This window comes from Protofrankia symbiont of Coriaria ruscifolia (assembly GCF_900634745.1).
Classification (GTDB): Bacteria; Actinomycetota; Actinomycetes; order Frankiales; family Frankiaceae; genus Protofrankia; species Protofrankia californiensis.
Window position 1 is genome coordinate 13,611 of record NZ_CAAAFR010000169.1, and the last position, 20,342, is coordinate 33,952.

General features: G+C 65.2%; 18 protein-coding genes. 12 read left to right on the top strand and 6 right to left on the bottom strand.

Annotated features, from left to right (window positions below; translation table 11 throughout):
- The first annotated feature begins 2 nt into the window (after window positions 1–2).
- The 12 genes from CV1CTNOD_RS18540 (at window position 3) to CV1CTNOD_RS18595 (ending at window position 13,516) form a co-directional block, all read left to right on the top strand.
- The gene (locus CV1CTNOD_RS18540; protein WP_131787286.1) at window positions 3–1,043 is read left to right on the top strand and encodes an aldo/keto reductase; all 1,041 of its coding nucleotides are present in this window, start codon (window positions 3–5) and stop codon (window positions 1,041–1,043) included.
- 265 nt (window positions 1,044–1,308) lie between these two features.
- Complete coding sequence (locus CV1CTNOD_RS18545) at window positions 1,309–2,250, top strand: SPFH domain-containing protein (protein ID WP_131787287.1); 942 nt, start codon at window positions 1,309–1,311, stop codon at window positions 2,248–2,250.
- A 114-nt stretch (window positions 2,251–2,364) separates the two neighbouring features.
- Window positions 2,365–2,685, top strand: a complete 321-nt coding sequence (locus CV1CTNOD_RS26950) for a hypothetical protein (protein ID WP_242606818.1) — start codon at window positions 2,365–2,367, stop codon at window positions 2,683–2,685.
- 89 nt (window positions 2,686–2,774) lie between these two features.
- Window positions 2,775–3,305 (top strand): GOLPH3/VPS74 family protein, encoded by a 531-nt coding sequence (locus CV1CTNOD_RS24995; protein ID WP_165485619.1) that lies wholly within the window; start codon window positions 2,775–2,777, stop codon window positions 3,303–3,305.
- Window positions 3,306–3,535: 230 nt separating this feature from the next.
- A complete protein-coding gene (locus CV1CTNOD_RS18560; protein ID WP_131787289.1) occupies window positions 3,536–4,102 on the top strand; it encodes a metallophosphoesterase family protein in 567 nt (188 codons plus the stop codon).
- A 114-nt stretch (window positions 4,103–4,216) separates the two neighbouring features.
- On the top strand, window positions 4,217–7,804 hold the full coding sequence (locus CV1CTNOD_RS18565; RefSeq protein ID WP_131787290.1) for a DEAD/DEAH box helicase family protein: 3,588 nt from the start codon (window positions 4,217–4,219) through the stop codon (window positions 7,802–7,804).
- On the top strand, window positions 7,801–9,228 hold the full coding sequence (locus tag CV1CTNOD_RS18570) for a restriction endonuclease subunit S (protein ID WP_131787291.1): 1,428 nt from the start codon (window positions 7,801–7,803) through the stop codon (window positions 9,226–9,228). The genes CV1CTNOD_RS18565 and CV1CTNOD_RS18570 overlap by 4 nt, the downstream gene beginning before the upstream one ends.
- Window positions 9,225–10,871 carry an HsdM family class I SAM-dependent methyltransferase gene (locus CV1CTNOD_RS18575; RefSeq protein ID WP_131787292.1) on the top strand — a complete coding sequence of 549 codons (1,647 nt, stop codon included), beginning with the start codon at window positions 9,225–9,227 and terminating at the stop codon, window positions 10,869–10,871. Before CV1CTNOD_RS18570 ends, CV1CTNOD_RS18575 begins: the two co-directional genes overlap by 4 nt.
- Window positions 10,872–10,948: 77 nt before the next feature.
- Window positions 10,949–11,593 (top strand): hypothetical protein, encoded by a 645-nt coding sequence (locus CV1CTNOD_RS18580; RefSeq protein ID WP_207386545.1) that lies wholly within the window; start codon window positions 10,949–10,951, stop codon window positions 11,591–11,593.
- Window positions 11,594–11,840: 247 nt separating this feature from the next.
- The gene (locus CV1CTNOD_RS18585) at window positions 11,841–12,071 is read left to right on the top strand and encodes a hypothetical protein (RefSeq protein ID WP_131787294.1); all 231 of its coding nucleotides are present in this window, start codon (window positions 11,841–11,843) and stop codon (window positions 12,069–12,071) included.
- Window positions 12,068–13,186, top strand: a complete 1,119-nt coding sequence (locus CV1CTNOD_RS18590; RefSeq protein WP_131787295.1) for an MBL fold metallo-hydrolase — start codon at window positions 12,068–12,070, stop codon at window positions 13,184–13,186. The genes CV1CTNOD_RS18585 and CV1CTNOD_RS18590 overlap by 4 nt, the downstream gene beginning before the upstream one ends.
- A 135-nt stretch (window positions 13,187–13,321) precedes the next feature.
- Window positions 13,322–13,516 carry a hypothetical protein gene (locus tag CV1CTNOD_RS18595; RefSeq protein ID WP_207386546.1) on the top strand — a complete coding sequence of 65 codons (195 nt, stop codon included), beginning with the start codon at window positions 13,322–13,324 and terminating at the stop codon, window positions 13,514–13,516.
- A 31-nt stretch (window positions 13,517–13,547) separates the two neighbouring features.
- Here the strand turns inward: CV1CTNOD_RS18595 and CV1CTNOD_RS18600 are convergent, their stop codons facing one another.
- The 6 genes from CV1CTNOD_RS18600 to CV1CTNOD_RS18625 form a co-directional block, all read right to left on the bottom strand.
- Window positions 13,548–14,204 carry a TIGR03085 family metal-binding protein gene (locus CV1CTNOD_RS18600; RefSeq protein WP_131787297.1) on the bottom strand — a complete coding sequence of 219 codons (657 nt, stop codon included), beginning with the start codon at window positions 14,202–14,204 and terminating at the stop codon, window positions 13,548–13,550.
- Between the two features lie 136 nt (window positions 14,205–14,340).
- Entirely contained in the window at window positions 14,341–15,579 is a 1,239-nt protein-coding gene (locus CV1CTNOD_RS18605) for a PP2C family protein-serine/threonine phosphatase (protein ID WP_131787298.1), read from the bottom strand.
- 209 nt (window positions 15,580–15,788) lie between these two features.
- On the bottom strand, window positions 15,789–16,991 hold the full coding sequence (locus tag CV1CTNOD_RS18610; protein WP_131787299.1) for a fatty acid desaturase family protein: 1,203 nt from the start codon (window positions 16,989–16,991) through the stop codon (window positions 15,789–15,791).
- Window positions 16,992–17,061: 70 nt separating this feature from the next.
- Window positions 17,062–18,207, bottom strand: coding sequence for a ferredoxin reductase (locus CV1CTNOD_RS18615; RefSeq protein ID WP_131787300.1), 1,146 nt, complete (start codon window positions 18,205–18,207; stop codon window positions 17,062–17,064).
- Between the two features lie 563 nt (window positions 18,208–18,770).
- Entirely contained in the window at window positions 18,771–19,322 is a 552-nt protein-coding gene (locus tag CV1CTNOD_RS18620; protein WP_207386547.1) for an AMIN-like domain-containing (lipo)protein, read from the bottom strand.
- A gap of 295 nt (window positions 19,323–19,617) precedes the next feature.
- Entirely contained in the window at window positions 19,618–20,319 is a 702-nt protein-coding gene (locus tag CV1CTNOD_RS18625; RefSeq protein ID WP_131787302.1) for a VIT1/CCC1 transporter family protein, read from the bottom strand.
- Window positions 20,320–20,342: the final 23 nt, after the last annotated feature.

Sequence of the window (20,342 nt, forward strand, 5' to 3'; positions counted from 1 at the left end):
AAGTGACACTTCGCGCTTTCGGACGGACCGGAGTCCAGGTCAGTCCACTGACGCTCGGGGCCATGATGTTCGGCGCCTGGGGAAATCCCGACCATGACGAGAGCATCGCGATCATTCACCATGCGCTGGACGCGGGCATCAATGTCGTCGATACCGCGGACATCTACTCGCAGGGTGAGTCCGAGGAGATCGTCGGCAAGGCCCTCGCCGGTGGTCTCCGTGACGAGGTGGTGCTCGCGACGAAGTTCCACGCGGCCATGAGCGACAACCCCAACCACCGCGGCAACTCCCGGCGGTGGATCGCCCGCGAGGTCGAAAACAGCCTGCGCCGGCTGCAGACCGACTGGATCGACCTTTACCAGGTCCATCGCCCCGAACCGGGCACCGACTTCGACGAGACCCTCGGCGCTCTCAGCGACCTCGTCCACCAGGGCAAGATCCGCTACATCGGGACGTCGACCTTCGAGCCGTCGGACATCGTCGAAGGGCAGTGGATCGCCGAGCGCCGCGGGCGCGAACGCGTCGTGTCCGAGCAGCCGCCATACTCGATCCTGGCACGGGGTATCGAGCGGGAGGTCCTGCCCGTCGCGCAGCGTTACAACCTGGCGGTGATCCCGTGGAGCCCGCTGGCCGGCGGGTGGCTGTCCGGGCGCTACCGCAAGGGCGCCGAACTGCCGGTGTCGAGCCGCAGCGCCCGCGTTCCAGGCCGGTTCGACCTGGCCCGACCCGTGAACATCGCCAAGCTCGAGGCGGTCGAGCAGCTGACCCTGCTCGCCCAGGAGGCGGGGCTGCCCCTCGTCCACCTGGCCCTCGCCTTCGTCCTCGAGCACCCCGCCATCACCTCGGCGATCATCGGCCCGCGGACCCTCGAGCAGCTCGAGTCACAGCTCGAGGCCGTCAAGGTGACGCTCTCACCGGACGTGCTGGACCGTATCGACGAGATCGTGCCGCCGGGAACAACGATCAATCCCGAGGACGCCGGCTACCAGCCGCCGTCCCTGACCGATCCCACGTTGCGCCGCAGCAGCAGCACGGGCCGCTGACCAACCGCTGAGATCCACCGCCTGCACGACTGCGGGGTGCCGCACGCACTGACAGGTGCTGCCGCGCATGCGGCACCCCGCAGACCCGGATAGATCGTGGCGCAATGTCGATCTCTGGGACTCCGTACCGCACGAACTCCTCCTTCGACGCTGCCGGGTGTCACTTCCCGCCGTCTCCCGTTCTGCGTCTTTCGCAGCCGCAAAAAAGTGATATCACTATGATAGTCTTCACTCCAGCGGTGGACGTATACGAGGGGGATCGGTCATGGTCACTTATGGTTCCGAAGCGGGCGCGGAGACGCCCGCGCCGCAGATCCGGGAGCTGACCAGGAACGGGGCGTCCGGCTGGGCCGCGCTCGGTCTGAGCCTCGCGGCGGTGTTACTTCTCGGGCCCGGCGTCATCGCGGGCGGGGGCCTGCTGGCCGGCTCCGACGCCAATCCCGCCCCGGGCGCGATCCTGATCGTGATCGGCAGCCTGCTCATCCTCGGCGGCCTGGTGGCGCTGGGCGGCCTGACCCCGGTCTCACCCGGTAAGGCGCGCGTGGTGTCACTGTTCGGCCGTTACACCGGGACGATCCGCACGACCGGTCTGCGCTGGGTGAACCCGCTGTCCAGACGGCTCAAGGTCTCGACCAGGATCCGTAACCACGAGACCCAGCCGATCAAGGTCAATGACGCGGATGGCAACCCGATCGAGATCGCGGCCGTGGTGGTCTGGCAGGTGCAGGACACCGCACGAGCCGTTTACGAGGTCGAGGATTTCATCGAGTTCGTCGGCATCCAGACCGAAACCGCGGTGCGGCACATCGCCACCAGCTATCCGTACGACAACCACGGTGACGCCACTCTCTCGCTGCGAGACAACGCCGACGAGATCACGGGAAGGCTCTCCGGTGAGATCGCCGTGAGGGTGGCATCCGCCGGGGTGCGAATCGTCGAGTCGCGCATCACTCGCCTGGCCTACGCCCCCGAGATCGCCCAGGCCATGCTGCGCCGCCAGCAGGCCGGTGCCATGGTGGCCGCCCGTCAGCGAATCGTCGAAGGGGCGGTCGGCATGGTCGAGCTCGCTCTCGCCCGCCTCGAGGCGCAGGACGTCGTGGAGCTGGACGAGGAACGCAAGGCGACCATGGTCAGCAACCTGCTGGTCGTGCTGTGCAGCGAACAATCCACCCAGCCGGTGGTGAACGCAGGCTCGCTCTATCACTAGGGGCCACAGGCGTAGGGGCCTCCGGCGACGCGATGATGTTTCTTTCGCGCCGCCGGAGGCCTAGGCCCTCAGATCACTAAGAGCTGATGTTCGAATGACTGGTGGCGGGAGCACGTGACGGAACGGAAGAAGATCCTGCTGCGGCTGGACCCTGCCGTACACGACGCGCTCGCCCGATGGGCCACCGCCGAGCTACGCAGCACCAACGCCCAGATCGAGTTCCTGCTGCGCCGGGCGCTGTCGGACGCCGGACGGCTGCCCGGAAACGTCGGGCGCATACCGCGCCGCGGGCGACCCTCGAAGCCCGACCAAGCTCCCGGCAACAGGCCCAAGTCCGGTTCCGAACTCAGTCCCGGACCGGATTCCAGACCGGATTTCGCCGGCGGACCCGGCTCCGACCAGCCCGAATCCCCCGATCACGGAATCGATTCCTGAAACCGGCACCGGACGCCGACAATCCACACCGAAATCCGGGGTGTTCACGGCGCGACCGGCGAAGGACGGACCAGACGAAGGACGGACCAGTGGAACTCCCCGAATCCCTGCCGGCACGGCTCTACCTGGTTTCCTATGATCTCGACAGGCAGCGGCCGACCGGTCGCGCCTACCTCTGCTACCTGCTGCGCGCCGCGGCACTCACCGACCTGTTCCTTGCCGGTCACCTCGCCGACGTGAAGGGCAAGGTGCAGGTGAAGAACCCTCCTACGACCCGGACGACCACTCCGACAGCAGCTCGGATGATTCAATCGGTTCCGGCGACGGGTCGCACCCGGGCTATGGATCCGCTGCTCGAAGACGTCCTGAAGCAGATCGCCGGATCGTCACGGCCACGTTCGTGGAAATACTGGGTCCGTAAGAACAGCCGCCCGGCCGTGCGAGCCGTGCGGGATCAGCTGGAGACGGCCGGTTGGATTCGCGTGGAGCCACACCGGATACTCCACCTGTTCCCGGCGGACACAATCACCATACGGGATCCGCGCGTCGTCCCGGATCACGCGACTGACCGAGCTGTGCGGTCCACCGCCAATTGCGCTGCGCAAAATAATCGCCGCTGACGAAGCGTCGGCCGCGTCCTGAAATCTTAGGACGACCGTCAGCGGCCCGTCACGCGTCGCCGGACAACCCATGGTCACGCCGACTGGCGTTCGCTATGATCGACCGATGCCCGGCGAAAACGCCGGTTGCCCACAGCGTACGGCCGGCGGACGGACGACCCGGGGAAACCGCCGGTCCCGGAACAAGGGAATTGACTCCGATAATACAAACAGCATGGAAGAGGAAAGCTGTGACAACGTGGTACACGGCTGATCTCCACTTCGGCCACGCGAACATTCTGACCTACGCCTCCCGCCCCTGGCCTGACGTCGAGGCGATGAACGCCGGCCTCGTGCAACGGTGGAATGCCGTCGTGGCACCCGAGGACACGGTGTGGGTGCTCGGGGACGTCTCCCTGACACCGGCGAAACTCGCCCCGGTCGCCGAGTTGAACGGCCGCAAGATTCTCGTCGCGGGAAATCACGACTCATGCTGGTCCGGGCACCGCCGGCACGCCGGCCAGGTCCAGCGTTACGTCGATGCGGGTTTTGCCCACGTCCACTCCTCCGGAGTCGTGCGGGACCACCGCATCGGCGACCATCTCGTCACGCTGGCACACTTTCCCTACCACGGTGACCACACGGCCCAGGACCGCTACGCCGACCGCCGCCCCGAGGACGACGGCCGACCGTTGCTGTGCGGGCACGTGCACGACGCCTGGCAGGTCCACGACCGGCAGATCAACGTGGGCGTGGACGTCTGGGACTGGACCCCCGTCCCGGAGGAGACCGTCCTGAAACTGGTCGAGGTGCGCTGAACGCACTCCACCCGTTCACTCCACCCGTTCGGGAGGGCTTCGTCCGTCAGACTCCGACGTAGGGCTACATTCTGGGACTACACAGTCACCAGTGGGGGCGGGGCTGACAGGCTGATGGACGCGCGGATCGAAGAGCTGGCACGCCGGTCGGGGAACTTCGGCCTGCTGCTCCCCCACGAACCCCTCCTGGTCTTCTACGGCGCGGGCGCGGAGTCCTACGCCCACTCCGACCCGAACGCGGCACTGGTCAAGACCCGCCAGTTCGGGGAGACGCTGGCGGCTGTCCTGATCGAGCGGGCCGGCCTGCCCGTCCGCGGGGACAGGCAGGTCGACCGCCTCGCCGCGCTCGCCCGCGCCGGGGTACTCGACAGGCGCATCCGCACAGCTTTCGATACCGTCCGCACTGAGGGTAATCGGGCTGTTCACGGCCACTACGGCTCCGTCCGGACGGCGGTGCGTGCTGTCCGCGCCTGCTTCGAGCTGGGCGTGTGGTTCCACCGGCTGTTGACCGATGACCGTACGGTCATCGCCTTCGTCCCACCGCCGGAACCCGACGGCAGCCTGCAGCCGGCTGCCGCGTCCGCGGCTGACAACGCCGAGCTGGCGGCGCTGCGCGACGAGCTGGCCGAGTACCGCAACAAGCTCGCCGAGGCGAAGCTGCGCCTGGACGGCGGCAGCCGACTGGACGCCGAACGCCAGGCCCGGCGCGAGGCTGAGGATGCGCTCACCCGCGCGCTGGCTGATGCGGAAAGTCTGCGCAGCGTCCTGGCGGAACAGGTTGTGGAACAGGTTGTGGAACAGGGTGCGCAGGCCGGGCAGCCGACCGGCCAAGCGGGCAGCAGGCAGCCGGCCGGGCGCCCGACCGAGGGCAGGCGGCCGGCCAGGAAGGTGTCCGCGGCCGAGCGGGAGTCGTTCGTCGCCCGGGCCCACGCCGCCGCCCAGGAGCCTCGTACCGAGCTGGAGGTGCGGCACGAGGTCGACCGGATGCTGGCGGCGGCCGGCTGGTCGGTGCAGAACCCTTCCCGGATCAACCTGTTCGACCGGGCAGGTGTCGCCGTCCGCGAGGCCCGGACCGCCAGTGGCCCCGCCGACTACCTGCTGTACGTCGACCGCAAGATCGTCGGCGTGGTCGAGGCGAAGCGGGAGGGCACCGTCCTCACGCCGGTGGAGTGGCAGTCCGGCCGGTACGCCCGGTCGCTGACCAGGGAGCAGCAGGACCAGGCGTGGACGTGGCCGCTGCCGTTCCGGTACGAGACGACCGCGGCCGAAACACATTTCACGAACACCCTCGACCCTCGCGGGGGCCGCGCCCGGTCGGTGTTCTCCTTTCACCGGCCGGAGACGCTGGCCCGGTGGATGCGGGAAGCCGACGACAACGCCGTCCATCCGACCCTTCGCCACCGTTTACAGCACCTGCCGCCGCTGGCGGCGGGGAATCTCCGGCCGGCACAGCTCGACGCCGTTCGCGGGCTGGAGAAGTCGTTGGCGCAGGACCGGCCGCGTGCTCTGATCCAGATGGCCACCGGGGCGGGAAAGACGTATGCGGCGGTCACCTCGGCGTACCGTCTGCTCGCGCACGCGAAAGCGCATCGCATCCTGTTCCTGGTGGACCGTAACAATCTCGGCCGGCAGGCTCGGGAGGAGTTCTCCACCTACGTCACCGCCGACGACGGCCGCAAGTTCACCGAGCTGTACAACGTGGAGCCGCTGACCGGGGCCGGGCTGCTCGGGTCGACACATGTGGTGATCTCCACGGTCCAGCGGCTGTACGCGATGCTGCGCGGCCAGACCCTGCCCGACCCAGCCGTCGACGACCAGGCGTTCGACGCGGACACGTCCGAGAACGCCGACGGCGACGGCGAGCCGATCGAGATCGCCTACAGCCCGGACATCCCGCCGGAGACGTTCGACCTGATCGTCGTGGACGAATGCCACCGGTCGATCTACGGCCGCTGGCGGGCGGTGCTGGAGTATTTCGACGCCTACCTGCTGGGTCTGACCGCGACCCCGGTGAAGCAGACGTTCGGTTTCTTCCACCAGAACCTGGTCAGCGAGTACACCTATCCGCAGGCGGTCGCCGACGGGGTGAACGTCGACTTCGACGTCTACCGCATCCGCACCGAGCTGACGACGCAGGGCGCGACCATAGATGCCGGGATCACCGTCCCGAAACGGGACCGGCGCACCCGCCGTCAACGCTACGAGGAACTCGACGACGACTTCTCCTGGACGCCGGAGCAGCTCGGCAGATCGGTCGTCAGCCCGAACCAGATCGAAATGGTGCTGCGGACATTCAGGGAACGACTGTTCACGGAGATTTTCCCGGGCCGGACGCACGTCCCCAAGACACTGATTTTCGCGAAGGACGACAACCACGCCGAGGACATCGTGATGAAGGTCCGGGAGGTCTTCGGCCAGGGCAACGAGTTCGCCGCCAAAATCACCTACTCGGTGCGGGACACCGACAGCCTGCTGAAATCTTTTCGCAACAGCGCCGAGCTGCGGATAGTCGTCACCGTCGACATGATCGCGACCGGTACGGACGTCCGGCCGCTGGAGTGCCTGCTGTTCCTGCGCAACCCGAAGAGCGCGGTGCTGTTCGAGCAGATGAAAGGCCGGGGTTCCCGGACGATCGACGCCGACGACTTTCAGGCGGTGACCCCGGACTCGTCCGCCAAGGACCGGTTCGTGCTGGTGGACGCGGTCGGCGTGCTCGACAGCGACCGGGTGGACGCGGCTCCGCTCGGGCAGCACACCGAGCAGCAGATCAGTCTGGAGCAGCTGCTCCGCAAGACCGGGACGTTGACGATCAATGCCGAGGAGGCGTCGACGCTCGCCTCCCGGCTGGCCCGCCTCGGCCAGCAGATCACCGCGGACGAGCGGGCCGAGCTGGAACATCTCGCCGGAGCGCCGCTCGCGTCCATCGTGTCGAGCCTTGCCCGCTGCGCCGATGTGGATGCGCTGGACGCCGTGTGCCAGGCTGGTCCGGCCGCGGAACGGGCGCTGGTGGAGGATGCCGTCCGTCCCCTGGCGGCAAATCCCGGGCTGCGTGCCCGTCTGCTGGAGATCCGCCGCGCCCACGACATCACCTACGACGAGGTCAATCCCGACAGGTTGTTGGAGGCGGCCGGCGTCGACCGCAGGGAGCTGGCGCAGCGCACCGTGAAATCCTGGCGGGCCTACCTCCGGGAACATCAGGAGGAGATCACCACGATCCAGCTCGGCTACGAGCGTGGCACCGGTCAGCAGCCGGTGTACGCGGCGCTCAAGGAACTCGCCGGACGGATCGCCCGGCCACCCCACCAGTGGACGCCGGAACGGCTGTGGGACGCCTACGCTCAGCTCGAGATCGCAGCCGGGGTACCGAAGGTGAAGTACGGTGCGTTGGACCTGATCGGGCTGATCCGCTTCGAGCTGGGCGTGGACGAAACGCCCCGCCCGCACCGGGCTATGGTGCATGAACGCTTCGAGGGCTGGATCGCGCGCCAGCGGCAGGCGAGCAGGCGGGAGTTCACCGCGGACGAGCAGTGGTGGCTGGAGAGGATCAGGGACATCGTCGTGACATCGGCCGCGTTCGCAGTGACCGACCTGGACGGCCCCCCGTTCACCGAACGTGGCGGCACCGACGGCTTCCTCACCGCCTTCGGCGAGGACCGCGCCCCCGTCATCCTCGACGACCTCACCCAAGGCCTCACCGCATGACCGACCTTCCTCCCGGCTGGGTACGAACGACTCTCGGTGAGATTGCGGAGACCTCGCTCGGGAAGATGCTCGATCGAGGAAAATCCTCGGGCAAACATCTCGTCCCCTACCTCAGGAACATCAACGTCCAATGGGGATCAATCAGTCTTCACGATGTTCTGACCATGGATATCACTCCCGAGGATCAGGAATTCTTTCGACTCAGAACTGGCGATCTGCTGATCTGCGAGGGCGGCGAGATCGGCCGATGCGCGATCTGGCATGACACCTCGGAGTACATGGCATTTCAGAAGGCGCTACACCGCGTCCGCCCTTATGGTCAAATTGACTCTCGCTTTCTTTATTACCTGTTCGAGCATCTGCAAAGCGGAGATACCCTCAGCCGACTGGCGACAGGCAGCACGATCAAGCACCTACCACAACAACAGCTACGAAGGATCCCAGTCCCTCTTCCACCACTGGCCGAGCAGCACCGCGTCGTCACCGCCCTCGACGAGTACCTCACTCGGCTGGGTGTCGCCGACCGGCTGATCCAGTCAGCGGTCCGAAGAAGTGAAGCACTTCGGCGACGACTGGCCGAGAGCGTCAGCAGCGGCGGCCTTGACATCGCTACCGACCGAATGGCATTTCCACCACCTCCGGTCGAGGCCATCGATGGAGATCTTCCTGCGATTCCGTCGTCCTGGAGATGGTTCCGACTTGGCGATATAGCCGACGTGGTAGGTGGAGTGACCAAGGACAGTAAGAAACAGAGCGATGGATCGCTGCCCGAGGTCCCATATCTCCGAGTGGCGAATGTCCAGCGTGGCCGACTGGACCTGCGAAACATATCGAGAATCAGAGTTCCCGAAAATACTGTCACAAAACTGTCCTTACAGCCCGGAGATGTACTGCTCAACGAAGGCGGCGACCGCGACAAACTCGGCCGCGGATGGGTCTGGGAGGGTCAGATTCCAGGGTGCATCCATCAGAACCACGTCTTCCGCGCTCGAATCCGAGACGGAGTTCTGGATCCGAAGCTGCTTGCGTGGCATGCCAACGGCTTCGGACAGGGATGGTGCGAAAGAAACGGGAAGCAGAGCGTAAATCTGGCATCCATCAGCCTATCGAAGATCAAAATGATGCCGGTCCCTGTACCACCCGCCGATATACAGGCGCTCATCGTCCAGGAAATCGACGGCTACCTCACAGACCTCGAACATGGCGAGGCCCAGGTACGTCGGGCTCTCGGAAGTGCCTCCCACCTTCGACGGGCTGTCCTGGCGGAGGCTTTTGCGGGGCGGTTGGTGGAGCAGGATCCGGGGGACGAGCCGGCGTCGGTGTTGTTGGAGCGGATCCAGGCGGAGCGGGCAGCCGCCGGGGCGAGTGTTCCGCGGGGCAGAGGTCAGGCCAGGAAGCCGACCAGCGAGGATGTGCTGCTGTGAGTGCCGAGTCGCGGCGGCTGGTCGCCAAGCTGTGGAACTACTGTGACGTCCTGCGGGACGACGGCGTGTCCACGATCGACTATGTCGAGCAGCTGACCTATCTGCTGTTCCTGAAGATGGCGCACGAGAGGGCAAACCGTCCGCTCAACCCCGACACGGCTCTCGCTCATGTCGCCAACCGCTGGCAGGCTCTGCTCGACTACGACGGCGAAACCCTGGAAAAGGAATACCGCCGGACGCTGGAGGACCTGTCCTCCGAGCACGGCACCCTCGGGGTCATCTTCCGCAAGGCCCAGAACAAGATCCAGGATCCGGCGAAGCTGAAGAAGCTGATCGTCGACCTCATCGGCAAGGAGAAATGGTCGGCCTCCGGCGTTGACGTGAAAGGCGACGCCTACGAGGAGCTGCTGGCAAAAAGCGCGGAGGACGTCAAGTCCGGCGCCGGCCAGTACTTCACCCCGCGGGCGCTCATCACCGCGATGGTCGACTGCCTGCGGCCGGGGCCGGACGACACCGTGCACGACCCGGCCTGCGGCACCGGCGGTTTCCTCCTCGCCGCGTACGAGCACATTCAGGCCCGCCACGGCTCCGAGTTGACCCCGGAACAACGCCGGGCGCTGGGCCGCAGCGCCATCACCGGCACGGAACTGGTCGACGGCACCGCCCGGCTCGCCGCCATGAACATGCTGCTGCACGGCATCGGCCAGCCGAACGGGCCGTCCCCGATCGAGGTGCAGGACGCGCTCGCCCGGCCGTCCGGCCTGCACCCGAGCGTGATCCTGGCGAATCCGCCGTTCGGCAAGAAGTCGTCCATAACCGTCATCGCGGACGACGGCCGTACCGGCCGGGACGACATCTCCTACAACCGCCAGGATTTCTGGGTGACGACCACGAACAAGCAGCTCAACTTCGTCCAGCACATCGCCACCGCGCTCGGGATGAACGGGCGGGCCGCGGTCGTCGTCCCCGACAACGTGCTGTTCGAGGGCGGCGCCGGGGAAACCGTGCGGCGGCGGCTGCTGACCCAGTTCGACGTCCATACCCTGCTGCGCCTGCCGACCGGCATCTTCTACGCCGGCGGGGTCAAGGCCAACGTGCTGTTCTTCGACAAGCGGGAGGCCCGGCCGGGCAAACCCTGGACGTCGAACCTGTGGGTGTACGACTTCCGTACCGGCGAGCACTTCACGCTCAAGCAGAATCCGCTGCGCCGTGAACATCTCGACGACTTCGTCGCCTGCTACCGGCCGGGCGAACCCCGCGCGAACCGGGTGGAAACCGAACGGTTCCGACCGTTCAGCTATGCGGAACTCACCGCCCGGGACAAGGCCAACCTCGACATCACCTGGCTGAAGGACCCCGGCCTCGACGACACCGACAGCCTGCTGCCACCCGAGGTCATCGCCCGCGAGATCGTCGAGGACCTCCAGGCCGCCCTCGCCGAGTTCGCCGCCATCGCCGACTCCCTCGCCACCCGCTCACACTCCCCCACCACCGGCCCCGACGACATCCCCGCCACCGACCCTCCGGAGCCCTCGCTCGAGGCAGGATCCCCCGCAGCTGCGCGAATCACCACTTCGCTCCCCCATAACGCCTCTGAAGTGGACCACTCCGGACCACCTGTCCAACAGCCTCGGGAGCGCTAGGGTAGAGGTATGTCGAGGATAGTTGATCATAAACGTCGATCATGAGCGTCGACCTACCCCGGGCCGAACTCGACAGTATGAGCATCGTCCTTGTAGGGGCATTTAATCCTCGGATCTTCCACCCCGCATGGCTGGTCGCCCATGGACTTGTCCCCGAAGGCGACGCAGATACGGCAGAAATTAATATCATCAATAATAATGTTTCATTATTTACATTTGATTGGTGCCGAATCGAAGTACTTGAGAATAGATTTCTAATCGGTTCACATACTGCATCAAATGTCGATATTGTGCGCGACCTGATCCTGGGAATGCTTCGGACCATTCAATATACACCGATCGAACGAATGGGCCTCAACCGTCAATGTCATTTTCGACTGCCGAACGAGATGCTTTGGCATGATTTTGGTCATCGAATAGCCCCGAAGGCCGTCTGGGAACCTATACTTAAAAACCCCGGAATGCGGAGTATCAACATCGAGGGAGCCAGGGAGGACGGACTACCGGGCCACACCAGAGTCGTCGTAGAACCGTCAAAAAGATCTGATCATGGGATCTATGTCGATATAAACGACGAATTTGTGACAGATGACGAGAATGATACCGAATGGGCATGTCAAATACTTGAGGAAAACTGGGAACCCCATCGCCGAACATCAGAGAGGATATTTGATCATCTTCTACGAATAGCTGTTGGAGGAGTGGACAATGAGCCCGCCTGACATCATGAACGGTACAGCGACCAACTCTACCGGCACAGTGACCTCGGAGCCAATTGTGCTGTATTGGTCGAGGGTCGGATCCGGCTTGTACGGGAACCGACCAAGAGACGAGTTCGAGACCAACTACTCACCGACAACCTTGCCCGACAAACAAGAAGAGGATCGTCGCCCGGTCCTAACCGCCCCGCCACCCTCACTCAACCCAGGACGAGCGCGATTCCTTCCGACCGCTCAATGGGAAGGGGCGGTGACCGAACTCTATGCCTCCTATTTTCGTGCACAGATAATCGACCTCAAGACCGATGAAGTTTCCGTCGTCGAGTTCTACCTGGACGACGTCTCGAAAGATGATCTACCCTTGTGCAAACCGGGCGCGCTTTTCTACTGGACGATAGGAAAGGTAACTCGCCCGAGTGGCCAGGTGGAGAATACTTCTGTTATCCGCTTCCGACGTCTCGGCAAATCAAGGCGCCAATGAGGGAACTGGTCTCCGAAACGCCCTCCATGACCCCTCCCGATCCCGACGAGTTCGAGCTGTCTGTATTCGGGCCGGGGTACGGTGAATGCCTGGTGATCCACCTCGGTAACCGGCGCTGGATGGTGATCGATTCGTGTGTTCGCAAAAGGACTGAGGTCAGCGTCGCGGTCGAGTATTTGGATGCACTGGACGTCAAGATAGAAAAATCAGTACAAGCCGTTGTAGCTACCCACTGGCATGACGATCATGTCCGCGGGCTCCACGCGGTGGTCAGAAGAGCAGAGAATGCCATCTTCTACTGCTCGTCCGCATTTCGCTCGAACGAGTTTCTCGCTTTAGTCGACCGCACGCCCGCTTTACCATCAAAGCACAGTTCCGGAACATCCGAACTACGAATGATCAGCAGAGAGATCGATGCTCGGAGAAGGAGCGGAGGGCGCGCTCTTTCGCCGATCAGAAGCTCAACCCGTTTGTTCATGTGCGATGATTCTCCGGTGGTTGCGGTTTGGGCCCTGAGCCCTTCGGATGAGGACATCGCACGGGGCGTAGAGCATATCGCTTCTCTTATTCCCCTAGGAAACGATCCTGGCCTCCACCGCGTTCCCAGTCTTCACCCCAACGACACGAGTATCGCACTTCTGATCGAACTCAGCGACGGTTGCGGTGTTCTTCTCGGCGCCGACCTGGAGCACTTTCCTTCTGATCGCATGCGCGGCTGGCATGCGGCTCTCGACAACCCCGGGCGACCGAATATTCGAAGTGTTGTTTTTAAGGTTCCGCATCATGGTGCCGTGAGCAGCCACTGTCCGGAGGTCTGGGAGCATCTACTCGAAGCCGATCCTCTTTGCGTCCTCTCTCCATTCCAGCTCGGCTCGCGGAACCTTCCGACCCCCGAAGATCTGGCGCGTCTACAGAAATTGAGCAGCCTGGTGTTGATCTCCGCCGGGAACACGGAGATCCATGCACGCAGGGAAAGAAGCGTGGAGAAGAAAATCCTGTCCTCAGTAAAGTCTATTCGGTCGATCGGCCAGGAGATCGGCCATATTCAGCTTCGGCGGCGTGAAGGCAAGTGGTCTGCCCGGCTAAGTCGGGAAGCAGCCTGTTTCTCACAGTAGCGTGCTGGTGGAGACGGAGGCCGGCCACACCGTGTCCCGCGGAACACAGCCCGGGAACTGCGACGCATGCGGGAGAACCCTGATAGTGAGGACTACACTTTGATGAAGTATGCTCGTCGCCTTCGGGGTGAGCTCATGGGCGTCCGGCAGGTCGAACGTCTGCGCCGAGCCAGCGATCTGTTGGCCGCCAGAGGATTCGACACCCGGGATACAGTGATCGCCTGCTACAGCGGCGCCGGCTTCGATCCCGAACTACGCAACACCGCCGACCGGATACTGGCCATTGGTCCTGATGACCTCTACCCAGGCACCGCCGACCCGTCCGGATAACTCCTGTTCGGGCGCCCAGGCGGGAATTGCTTCACAGCCCCGCGGGGGCCGCCAGAAAGTCGGCCACAGCCGTCTGGTTACCACGGACGTCGACGACTGCCTGCTCCCGCCGGTTGAAAGCGTAGAGCAGCAGCTCGGGGGCCGCACCGGCGAGGACCACCTGCCCGGTACCGGATCGCAGCACCAGCCGCCCTACCCCGTCGGTGCGCTCCGCCACAACACCGACCGGGGACTTGCGGAAGCCTCGATTCCCGATCAGTCTCAACGGCCGCCACAGTTTGTCCCGCGTGGCAGCGTCGAGATCCCGCGGCTTCCAGGCCGGCTGCGCACGCCGGACGTCCTCGTGATGGATGAAGTACTCGACATGGTTGATTGCCTCGTCCACCGCGGGGATGCGGGCCGGATGCCACACCGGCGCGCCCGCGCGGACCAACGCGACAAGATCTTCGTAGGAGTGGGCATCCCTGGTGGCTCGTTCGACACGCTCGGTGATGCCGTGCAGTCGTGGCACCGCGAGTCCGGGCAACGCCTGTGGCTTGCGGTCCCGGGCGACCAGATGGGCAGCCAGATCACGGGTCGTCCAACCGGTGCACAGCGTCGGCTGGTCCGGGCCGAGCTCAAGCAGAAGGTCACACAGCGCCTGCCGTTCCCGCTGTGCATACCGTTCCCACTGTGTCCGTCGCGCCATAGCTGAACCTTAGCTGCGCATCAGCGTGGCTGCGCCGTCCAACCTGGCCACCCCAGCGGACGTCGGCGGCTTCGCCGGGCGGTGTTGCGGGCACGGTGTTGCGGGCTCGGGCACGGTGTTCCGGGCACGGTGTTGATCACATTTCCAGGTTGGCGAGGTGGTCGGCGCTGCCCCCGCGCCACTCGACCAGGAAGAGGGTCGCGTCGTCGGTGGTGATCCCGCCCCGTTCCTGCATCAGGGTACGGGACAGACTCCGCGTGATCTCCTGCACGTCTCTACCCAGGGCGCGCTCAACAAAGTCGATCATGCGTTCCTCGCCGAACTGCTCCCCGCCGCTTTCATGCTCCTCGATGAGACCGTCGGTGAAGAACAGCACCCGGTCACCGCGCCGGAGCTCCTGCTCGCTGATCTGCGGGATGTCACCACCGAAGCCGACGGGCAGGGTTCCCGGGCTCTCCAGCGCCTGGATGACCCGGTGGTCACGGATCAGTAACGGTGCCGGGTGGCCGGCGTTGACCCACTGCAGGTGGCCAGTTCCGACATTCAGGCGCACCATCTGCGCTGTGACGAAGTGATCGGGCCCGAACTGTTTGTCGATGGCCTCGTCCATGAACATGTACAGGTCCGCGAGCCCGACGGCGGCACGCCTGGCGTGCCGGTAGGCGCCGATGGCGACCGTCGCCAGCACGGCGGCATCCAGGTTGTGGCCCATCGCGTCGATGATGGCCACGTGCAGGATGTCGTCGTTGAGGGCGTAGTCGAAGCTGTCGCCGGCGATGTCGTAGGCGGGCTCGAGGATGCCGGCTACCGCGACCTGCGGGGTAACCATGGTCAGCGGGGGCAGCAGCGACCACTGGATCTCCGCGGCCACGCTCATCGGTCGGCGGCGCCGGGCCTGGAAGAACTGGTCGGTGTAGTTGTTCTTGGTGACCAGCATGTCGGCGACCAGGCCGGCGAGTCGCCGCAGCAACCGCCGGTCATCGTCATCGACGGTGTCGAGGGTGAGGGCCAGCACCCCCACTTCGTCGCTCCCGTCCAGTAGCGGCAGGAACATCCGTACACCGTCGGCCTGCGGCTGTTCGACGATCATCGCATGGAGAAAAGCCCGCCCGGCCGGGGAGTCGTCGATCGGCTCGGCCTCCCCGATCATGAGTCTCCTGCCCGGCAGCGGCGTCAGCGTCAACTGCTCATAGTCCTGCAGGAGGATCGAGACGTCCCGGCCACCGATCCTGCTCACCTCCTCCGCGACCAGCGGGGCGATCAGCTGCGGCGGCATCTCGTGAGCGCGGTCCAGCAGCACACCCAGCAGTCGCTCGCCGAACCCCTCCGAGCGATCCACCATGACCTTGCGGGATCCCCAAGCGCCTGCCGTCATAGCCACCTCCTTTCCCCACAGCGGCCTTTCGTACCTGCTACCTGATCCCTGATCCGCCAGCGGCTCGCCGGCACCGTGTCTCCATCCCGGCGTCGCGATCCCGAGATAGAGATCCCGAGATCGCGCCAAACCCGCAGCCCGGGCCCGATCAGAGCTTTAAGATCATCCAATGGCGCTTCGGTGCTTACCGCCGGACCCCGTTCACCGGCTCACCTGTTGGCGTGCTCCTGAACCCTCGCGTGGTCGGCGGGACTGCCTACGCGGCGGCGCGGCATGGGTACGGGCTTCCAGCCACGGTCAGGCGCGGCGGACACGGGCTCGGGCTGCGACGAGGCCGCGTCCGCGGATCGTGGCGTCGGCCCGGGGAGCGCCAGTCGGAAGATGCGCTTCCACACGCGTGTGCTTTGGCGCATCAGTGGCCCGGTGGTGTAGGCAAGCCCGAACCGTTCACACAGATCACGCACCCGCGGCGCAACCTCGGCGTACCGATTGCTCGGCAGGTCGGGGAACAGGTGATGCTCGATCTGGAAGCTCAGGTTGCCGCTCATGATGTGGAGCAGCGGGCCGCCGTCGATGTTGGCCGAGCCCAGCAGCTGCCTCCGGTACCACTCGCCGCGGGTCTCCCCCTCGATCTGCTGTTCGGTGAAGACCTCGGTCCCGTCGGGGAAATGGCCGCAAAAGATAATCATATGCGCCCAGATGTTACGGGCCGCGTTGGCCGTGAGGTTGCCGAGCAGTACGGGCACAAAGGCGGGTCCGGCGAGCAACGGAAATGCCAGATAGTCCTTGACTATCTGGCGTCGCGCTTTGCGCCAGACGCCCCGCAGCTGCCCCAACACCTCGTCCCAGCTCTTCTCACCGCGCAACGCCCGTTCGAGCTCGGCGTCGTAGATCGCGATTCCCCACTCGAAGAACACCGCAAGTACCGCGTTGTAGAGCGGCTGGGCGAGGTAGATCGGATGCCACGGCTGCTCCGGGACGACCCGCATGGCGCTGAAGCCGATGTCGCGGTCCTTGCCGAGAACGTTGGTATAGGTGTGATGCACATAGTTGTGCGAGTGCTTCCACTGCTCGGCGGGGCTGGCCGAGTCCCACTCCCAGGTGGTGGAGTGGATCTCGGGATCGCGCATCCAGTCCCACTGCCCGTGCAGTACGTTATGACCGATTTCCATGTTTTCCAGGATTTTGGCGGTGACCAGCATCGCGGTGCCCGCCGCCCAAGCCGGTGGTAGGAGGGAGGCGAACAGTACAGTTCGGCCACCCGCCTCCAGGCCCCGCTGAATCGCGATCACCCGGCGGATGTAGCGCGCATCGTCCTCGCCCCGGCTCGCGATCACCTCGTCGCGGATCCGGTCCAGCTCATGGCCGAACTCCTCGATGTCACCCTCGCTGAGACGCGCGATCGTCGTCATCACTTCTGCCCCCGGTCTCCTCGGGCGACCGGCGGCGCGAGGAGAGCCACGATCGCGCCGCCTTCGGTCGCTACAGGTCGATCTCGACATCGCCGGCCGCGGCCGACACGCACATCTGGATACGTTCTCCCTCGTCGCCGTGTTCCCTTCCGGTGCGCAGATCCCGTACACGACCCGACGCCAGCCGTGCCACGCAGCTGTAACAGATGCCCATCCGGCAGCCGCTCGGGACGAGGACACCCGCGTCCTCACCGACGGCCAGCAGCGGTGTGCCGCCGTCAGCGTCTGCCTCCCGCCTGCTCCTGGCGAAGCGGACCCGTCCACCGGCACCTCCACCCGAGACCACCGCGGGACGGAAATGCTCAAGGTGCAGCCGGTTCGCGATCCCGGCCTGTCGCCAGTGCTCCTCGGCGTCGTCGAGCATCTCAGGGGGTCCGCAGGCCCAGACTTCCCGTGCGTACCAGTCGGGGCAGATCACAGGCAGTTCCGCCGTTGTGAACCGGCCGCGCGAACCGGTGCAGCCCACGCGCGTGTGGCGCTCGAACAGTCGCAGGCTCGGGAACCGTACTGCCATCTGCCGCAGCTCGACGCCGAAGATGACCTCGTCACGTGTGGGCGCGGAGTGCACCAGGACCACGTCCGGCATCTCGCCGCGCGCGGCGAGGCTGCGCAGCATCCCCATCACCGGAGTGATCCCGCTGCCGGCGGTGAGGAACAGCAGCCGTGACCCGAGGAGCGTCCGCGGCAGAACGAAGTCGCCCTCCGGCTGAGCCAGGCGGACGGTCATGCCCGGTGTGGCCCGACGTGCCAGGTATGAGGAGACAACTCCCTCCGGCACCGCTTTGACCGTGATCGTGATGTACCCGTCCGCGCGTTCCGGTGCCGAGGAGAGCGAGTAGCTGCGCCAGTGCCGTACGCCGTCGATGTCGACCCCGATCCGGACGTACTGACCCGCCCGATGCCCCCTCCAGCCCGAGCCGGGGCGAATCACGAGGGTCGTCGCGTTTCTGGTTTCTGCCTGTACAGCCTTGACCCGGCCACGCAGCTCCCGGGTCGACCATAACGGATTGACCAGTCCGAGGTAGTCATCGGGCAACAGCGGCGTCGTCAGCCAGGCCGCAGTCTCCAACAGGCGCCGTCGGACACTTGACCTGCGTTTTTCTACGAATTCGTCGACGCCGACTCTGGTGACGACCCCGGCGGGTGGAGCGGTCATGGAACCGGCCTTCTTCGACATAATTCATCTCTTTACAGCCGTGTAGGAAGCTACGATGCACAACCAGGAGAGTCACCGTCCAATAATGCAGGAAAACTCGGATCGGCGACCACCAGGCCAGCTAAAGTCAGCCACGACGAAACTGGAGGAATTCCCGCCTCTCGACCTCGGGATCACTCCGTCTCATTCCCGGCCACCACGAACTGGCCCGCCTCCGTTCTCGGTCGAGTTTCTTCCACCGAGAATGAAGACTAGATGACCATCTCACTTCGCGCAACCGGACAGCTACTCGGTCGGCGGGCCGCACAGTGGTTCCGCGGGAAGGAGCGGGGAAGGTGCCCGCGGCAGCCGGGGCAGCCTCGAACCCGTCACCGTCCTGGAGGAGCGCTACTTCCGGTAGCCACCACCACCGCCCGCGCCGGGCGAGCATCGGACATCGCGGCGACAGGTGTCGATCAACCATCTGCCGGCACGGTCACCGCAGGTGGTCGAGTCGTGTGCTCGGCATCCACGCCAACCTGGACACATGCCCTGCCGGTCTGCCTACGAACCCGCCGGCCTGCCTATGACCAGAAGTGTGCGACATCGAGCACCACCCGGTTGTCCAGCTTGAAGACCCGGAAGGGCAGCCGAGCACGAATTCCGAGCCCAATCGTGGTTTGTCCTTCAAAACTACCGGCGAACTTGGCGTCCCGGAAGGTCTGATAACCGGCGAGATTCACACCGGGCAGCTTCTGACCGACGATCCCGGAATAGGTGGACTGGAAGGTCTGATCGTAGGCGGGAGCCTTCAGGACGACCTGGAGCTTCGCCCCACCGTTCAGCGGTATGAGCCGGCCGGATCCGTCGGCGTGGACGCTGTCCACATAGCGGACGTCATAGCCGGCGGCAGGCCCGTTCACATCCAGCACCATACGGTCCCAGCAGCGATCTCTACCAGTTCGTATGTTGGTCAGCGGGTTCTGGCTGTACGGCTCCGCGGTCTTCGGCAGACTACCCCATGAAATACCGCAGAAACCTTGTGTCGCCTGCGCCTGGCCGGCAACAAGAATTGCGCCCGTGGTCGCGAGCAGCACACCGACGAGAAGGACTACCAGCATTCTTGCTCTTGCCATCTCGACCCCTCCAAAAACCTGCCGGGTACCGGCCCGGCGCAGCCGATACCCGGCATGCGCGCAGGCATCCTACCCACACCGATCATGACACAAACTGATTACCGAAGGTAAACCTCGGCTTCGGGGTACGGCAGTGGATTGACCGGCTGCACGGAGTGATCCGGGGACTCCGACAGCAGAAGAATTCGCTTGTTTTGTGGAGAAGGCCCGACCCGGCGCTGGGTTCGGCCGCGGGATCGTGAAAGGTGCGCGGGTCACCGGCTCGGGGCAGCCCACGCGATTATCCGACGCAGGATTATCCGACGGTGGTGCCGACGAGTGCGCCGACCGCGGCCGTCACGGCCATGGCAACCGATCCACCGAGAACGACGCGAACCGCCGCCCGCACCCGATTCGCGCCACCGAGTGCGGCGCCGACGGCGCCGAGCAGACCCAGCCCCACCTCGGTAACCGCGATCAGCAGCACGACCCTGTCCGTGCCGGAACCGGCGAGCATCGCCACCAGCGGAAGCACGGCACCCGCGGCGAAACTCAGCGCCGAAGCCCCGGCCGCCTGCACCGGACGGGCGGCGTTGTCGGGCGAGTGACCGAGCTCATCCCGGGCATGCGCGGCAAGAGGATCGGTACGGCTGAACTCCACGGCCACCTCCCGGGCGAGCCGGGGGTTCAGACCGCGCCCGATGTAGATACCAGTCAGCTCGTCCAGCTCGGCATCGGGATCGGTCGCGAGCTCCGCAGCCTCGACGGAAAGATCCTCCAACTCGGCGTCCTTCTGGGAGCTCACCGAGACGAATTCCCCGGCAGCCATCGACGTCGCCCCGGCGACGAGCCCGGCAAGACCCGCGGTCAGCACGGCCGCCCGGGATGCCGACGACGCGGCCACCCCGAGCATCAGGCTCGCTGTCGACACCAGGCCGTCGTCCGCGCCCAGCACCGCGGCACGCAGCCAGCCCGACCGCCCGCCATAGTGCCTTTCCCTATGCCCCGATCTCACCATGTGCCCTCATACGATGCGCGCTC

Coding starts and splice junctions, on each gene's coding strand:
- CV1CTNOD_RS18545 (WP_131787287.1), top strand. CDS start 1,309: ATGGTCACTTATGGTTCCGAAGCGGGCGCGGAGACGCCCGCGCCGCAG.
- CV1CTNOD_RS18590 (WP_131787295.1), top strand. CDS start 12,068: ATGAGGGAACTGGTCTCCGAAACGCCCTCCATGACCCCTCCCGATCCC.
- CV1CTNOD_RS18600 (WP_131787297.1), bottom strand. CDS start 14,204: ATGGCGCGACGGACACAGTGGGAACGGTATGCACAGCGGGAACGGCAG.
- CV1CTNOD_RS18620 (WP_207386547.1), bottom strand. CDS start 19,322: ATGGCAAGAGCAAGAATGCTGGTAGTCCTTCTCGTCGGTGTGCTGCTC.
- CV1CTNOD_RS18565 (WP_131787290.1), top strand. CDS start 4,217: ATGGACGCGCGGATCGAAGAGCTGGCACGCCGGTCGGGGAACTTCGGC.
- CV1CTNOD_RS18595 (WP_207386546.1), top strand. CDS start 13,322: ATGGGCGTCCGGCAGGTCGAACGTCTGCGCCGAGCCAGCGATCTGTTG.
- CV1CTNOD_RS18570 (WP_131787291.1), top strand. CDS start 7,801: ATGACCGACCTTCCTCCCGGCTGGGTACGAACGACTCTCGGTGAGATT.
- CV1CTNOD_RS18625 (WP_131787302.1), bottom strand. CDS start 20,319: ATGGTGAGATCGGGGCATAGGGAAAGGCACTATGGCGGGCGGTCGGGC.
- CV1CTNOD_RS18580 (WP_207386545.1), top strand. CDS start 10,949: ATGAGCATCGTCCTTGTAGGGGCATTTAATCCTCGGATCTTCCACCCC.
- CV1CTNOD_RS18615 (WP_131787300.1), bottom strand. CDS start 18,207: ATGACCGCTCCACCCGCCGGGGTCGTCACCAGAGTCGGCGTCGACGAA.
- CV1CTNOD_RS18610 (WP_131787299.1), bottom strand. CDS start 16,991: ATGACGACGATCGCGCGTCTCAGCGAGGGTGACATCGAGGAGTTCGGC.
- CV1CTNOD_RS18605 (WP_131787298.1), bottom strand. CDS start 15,579: ATGACGGCAGGCGCTTGGGGATCCCGCAAGGTCATGGTGGATCGCTCG.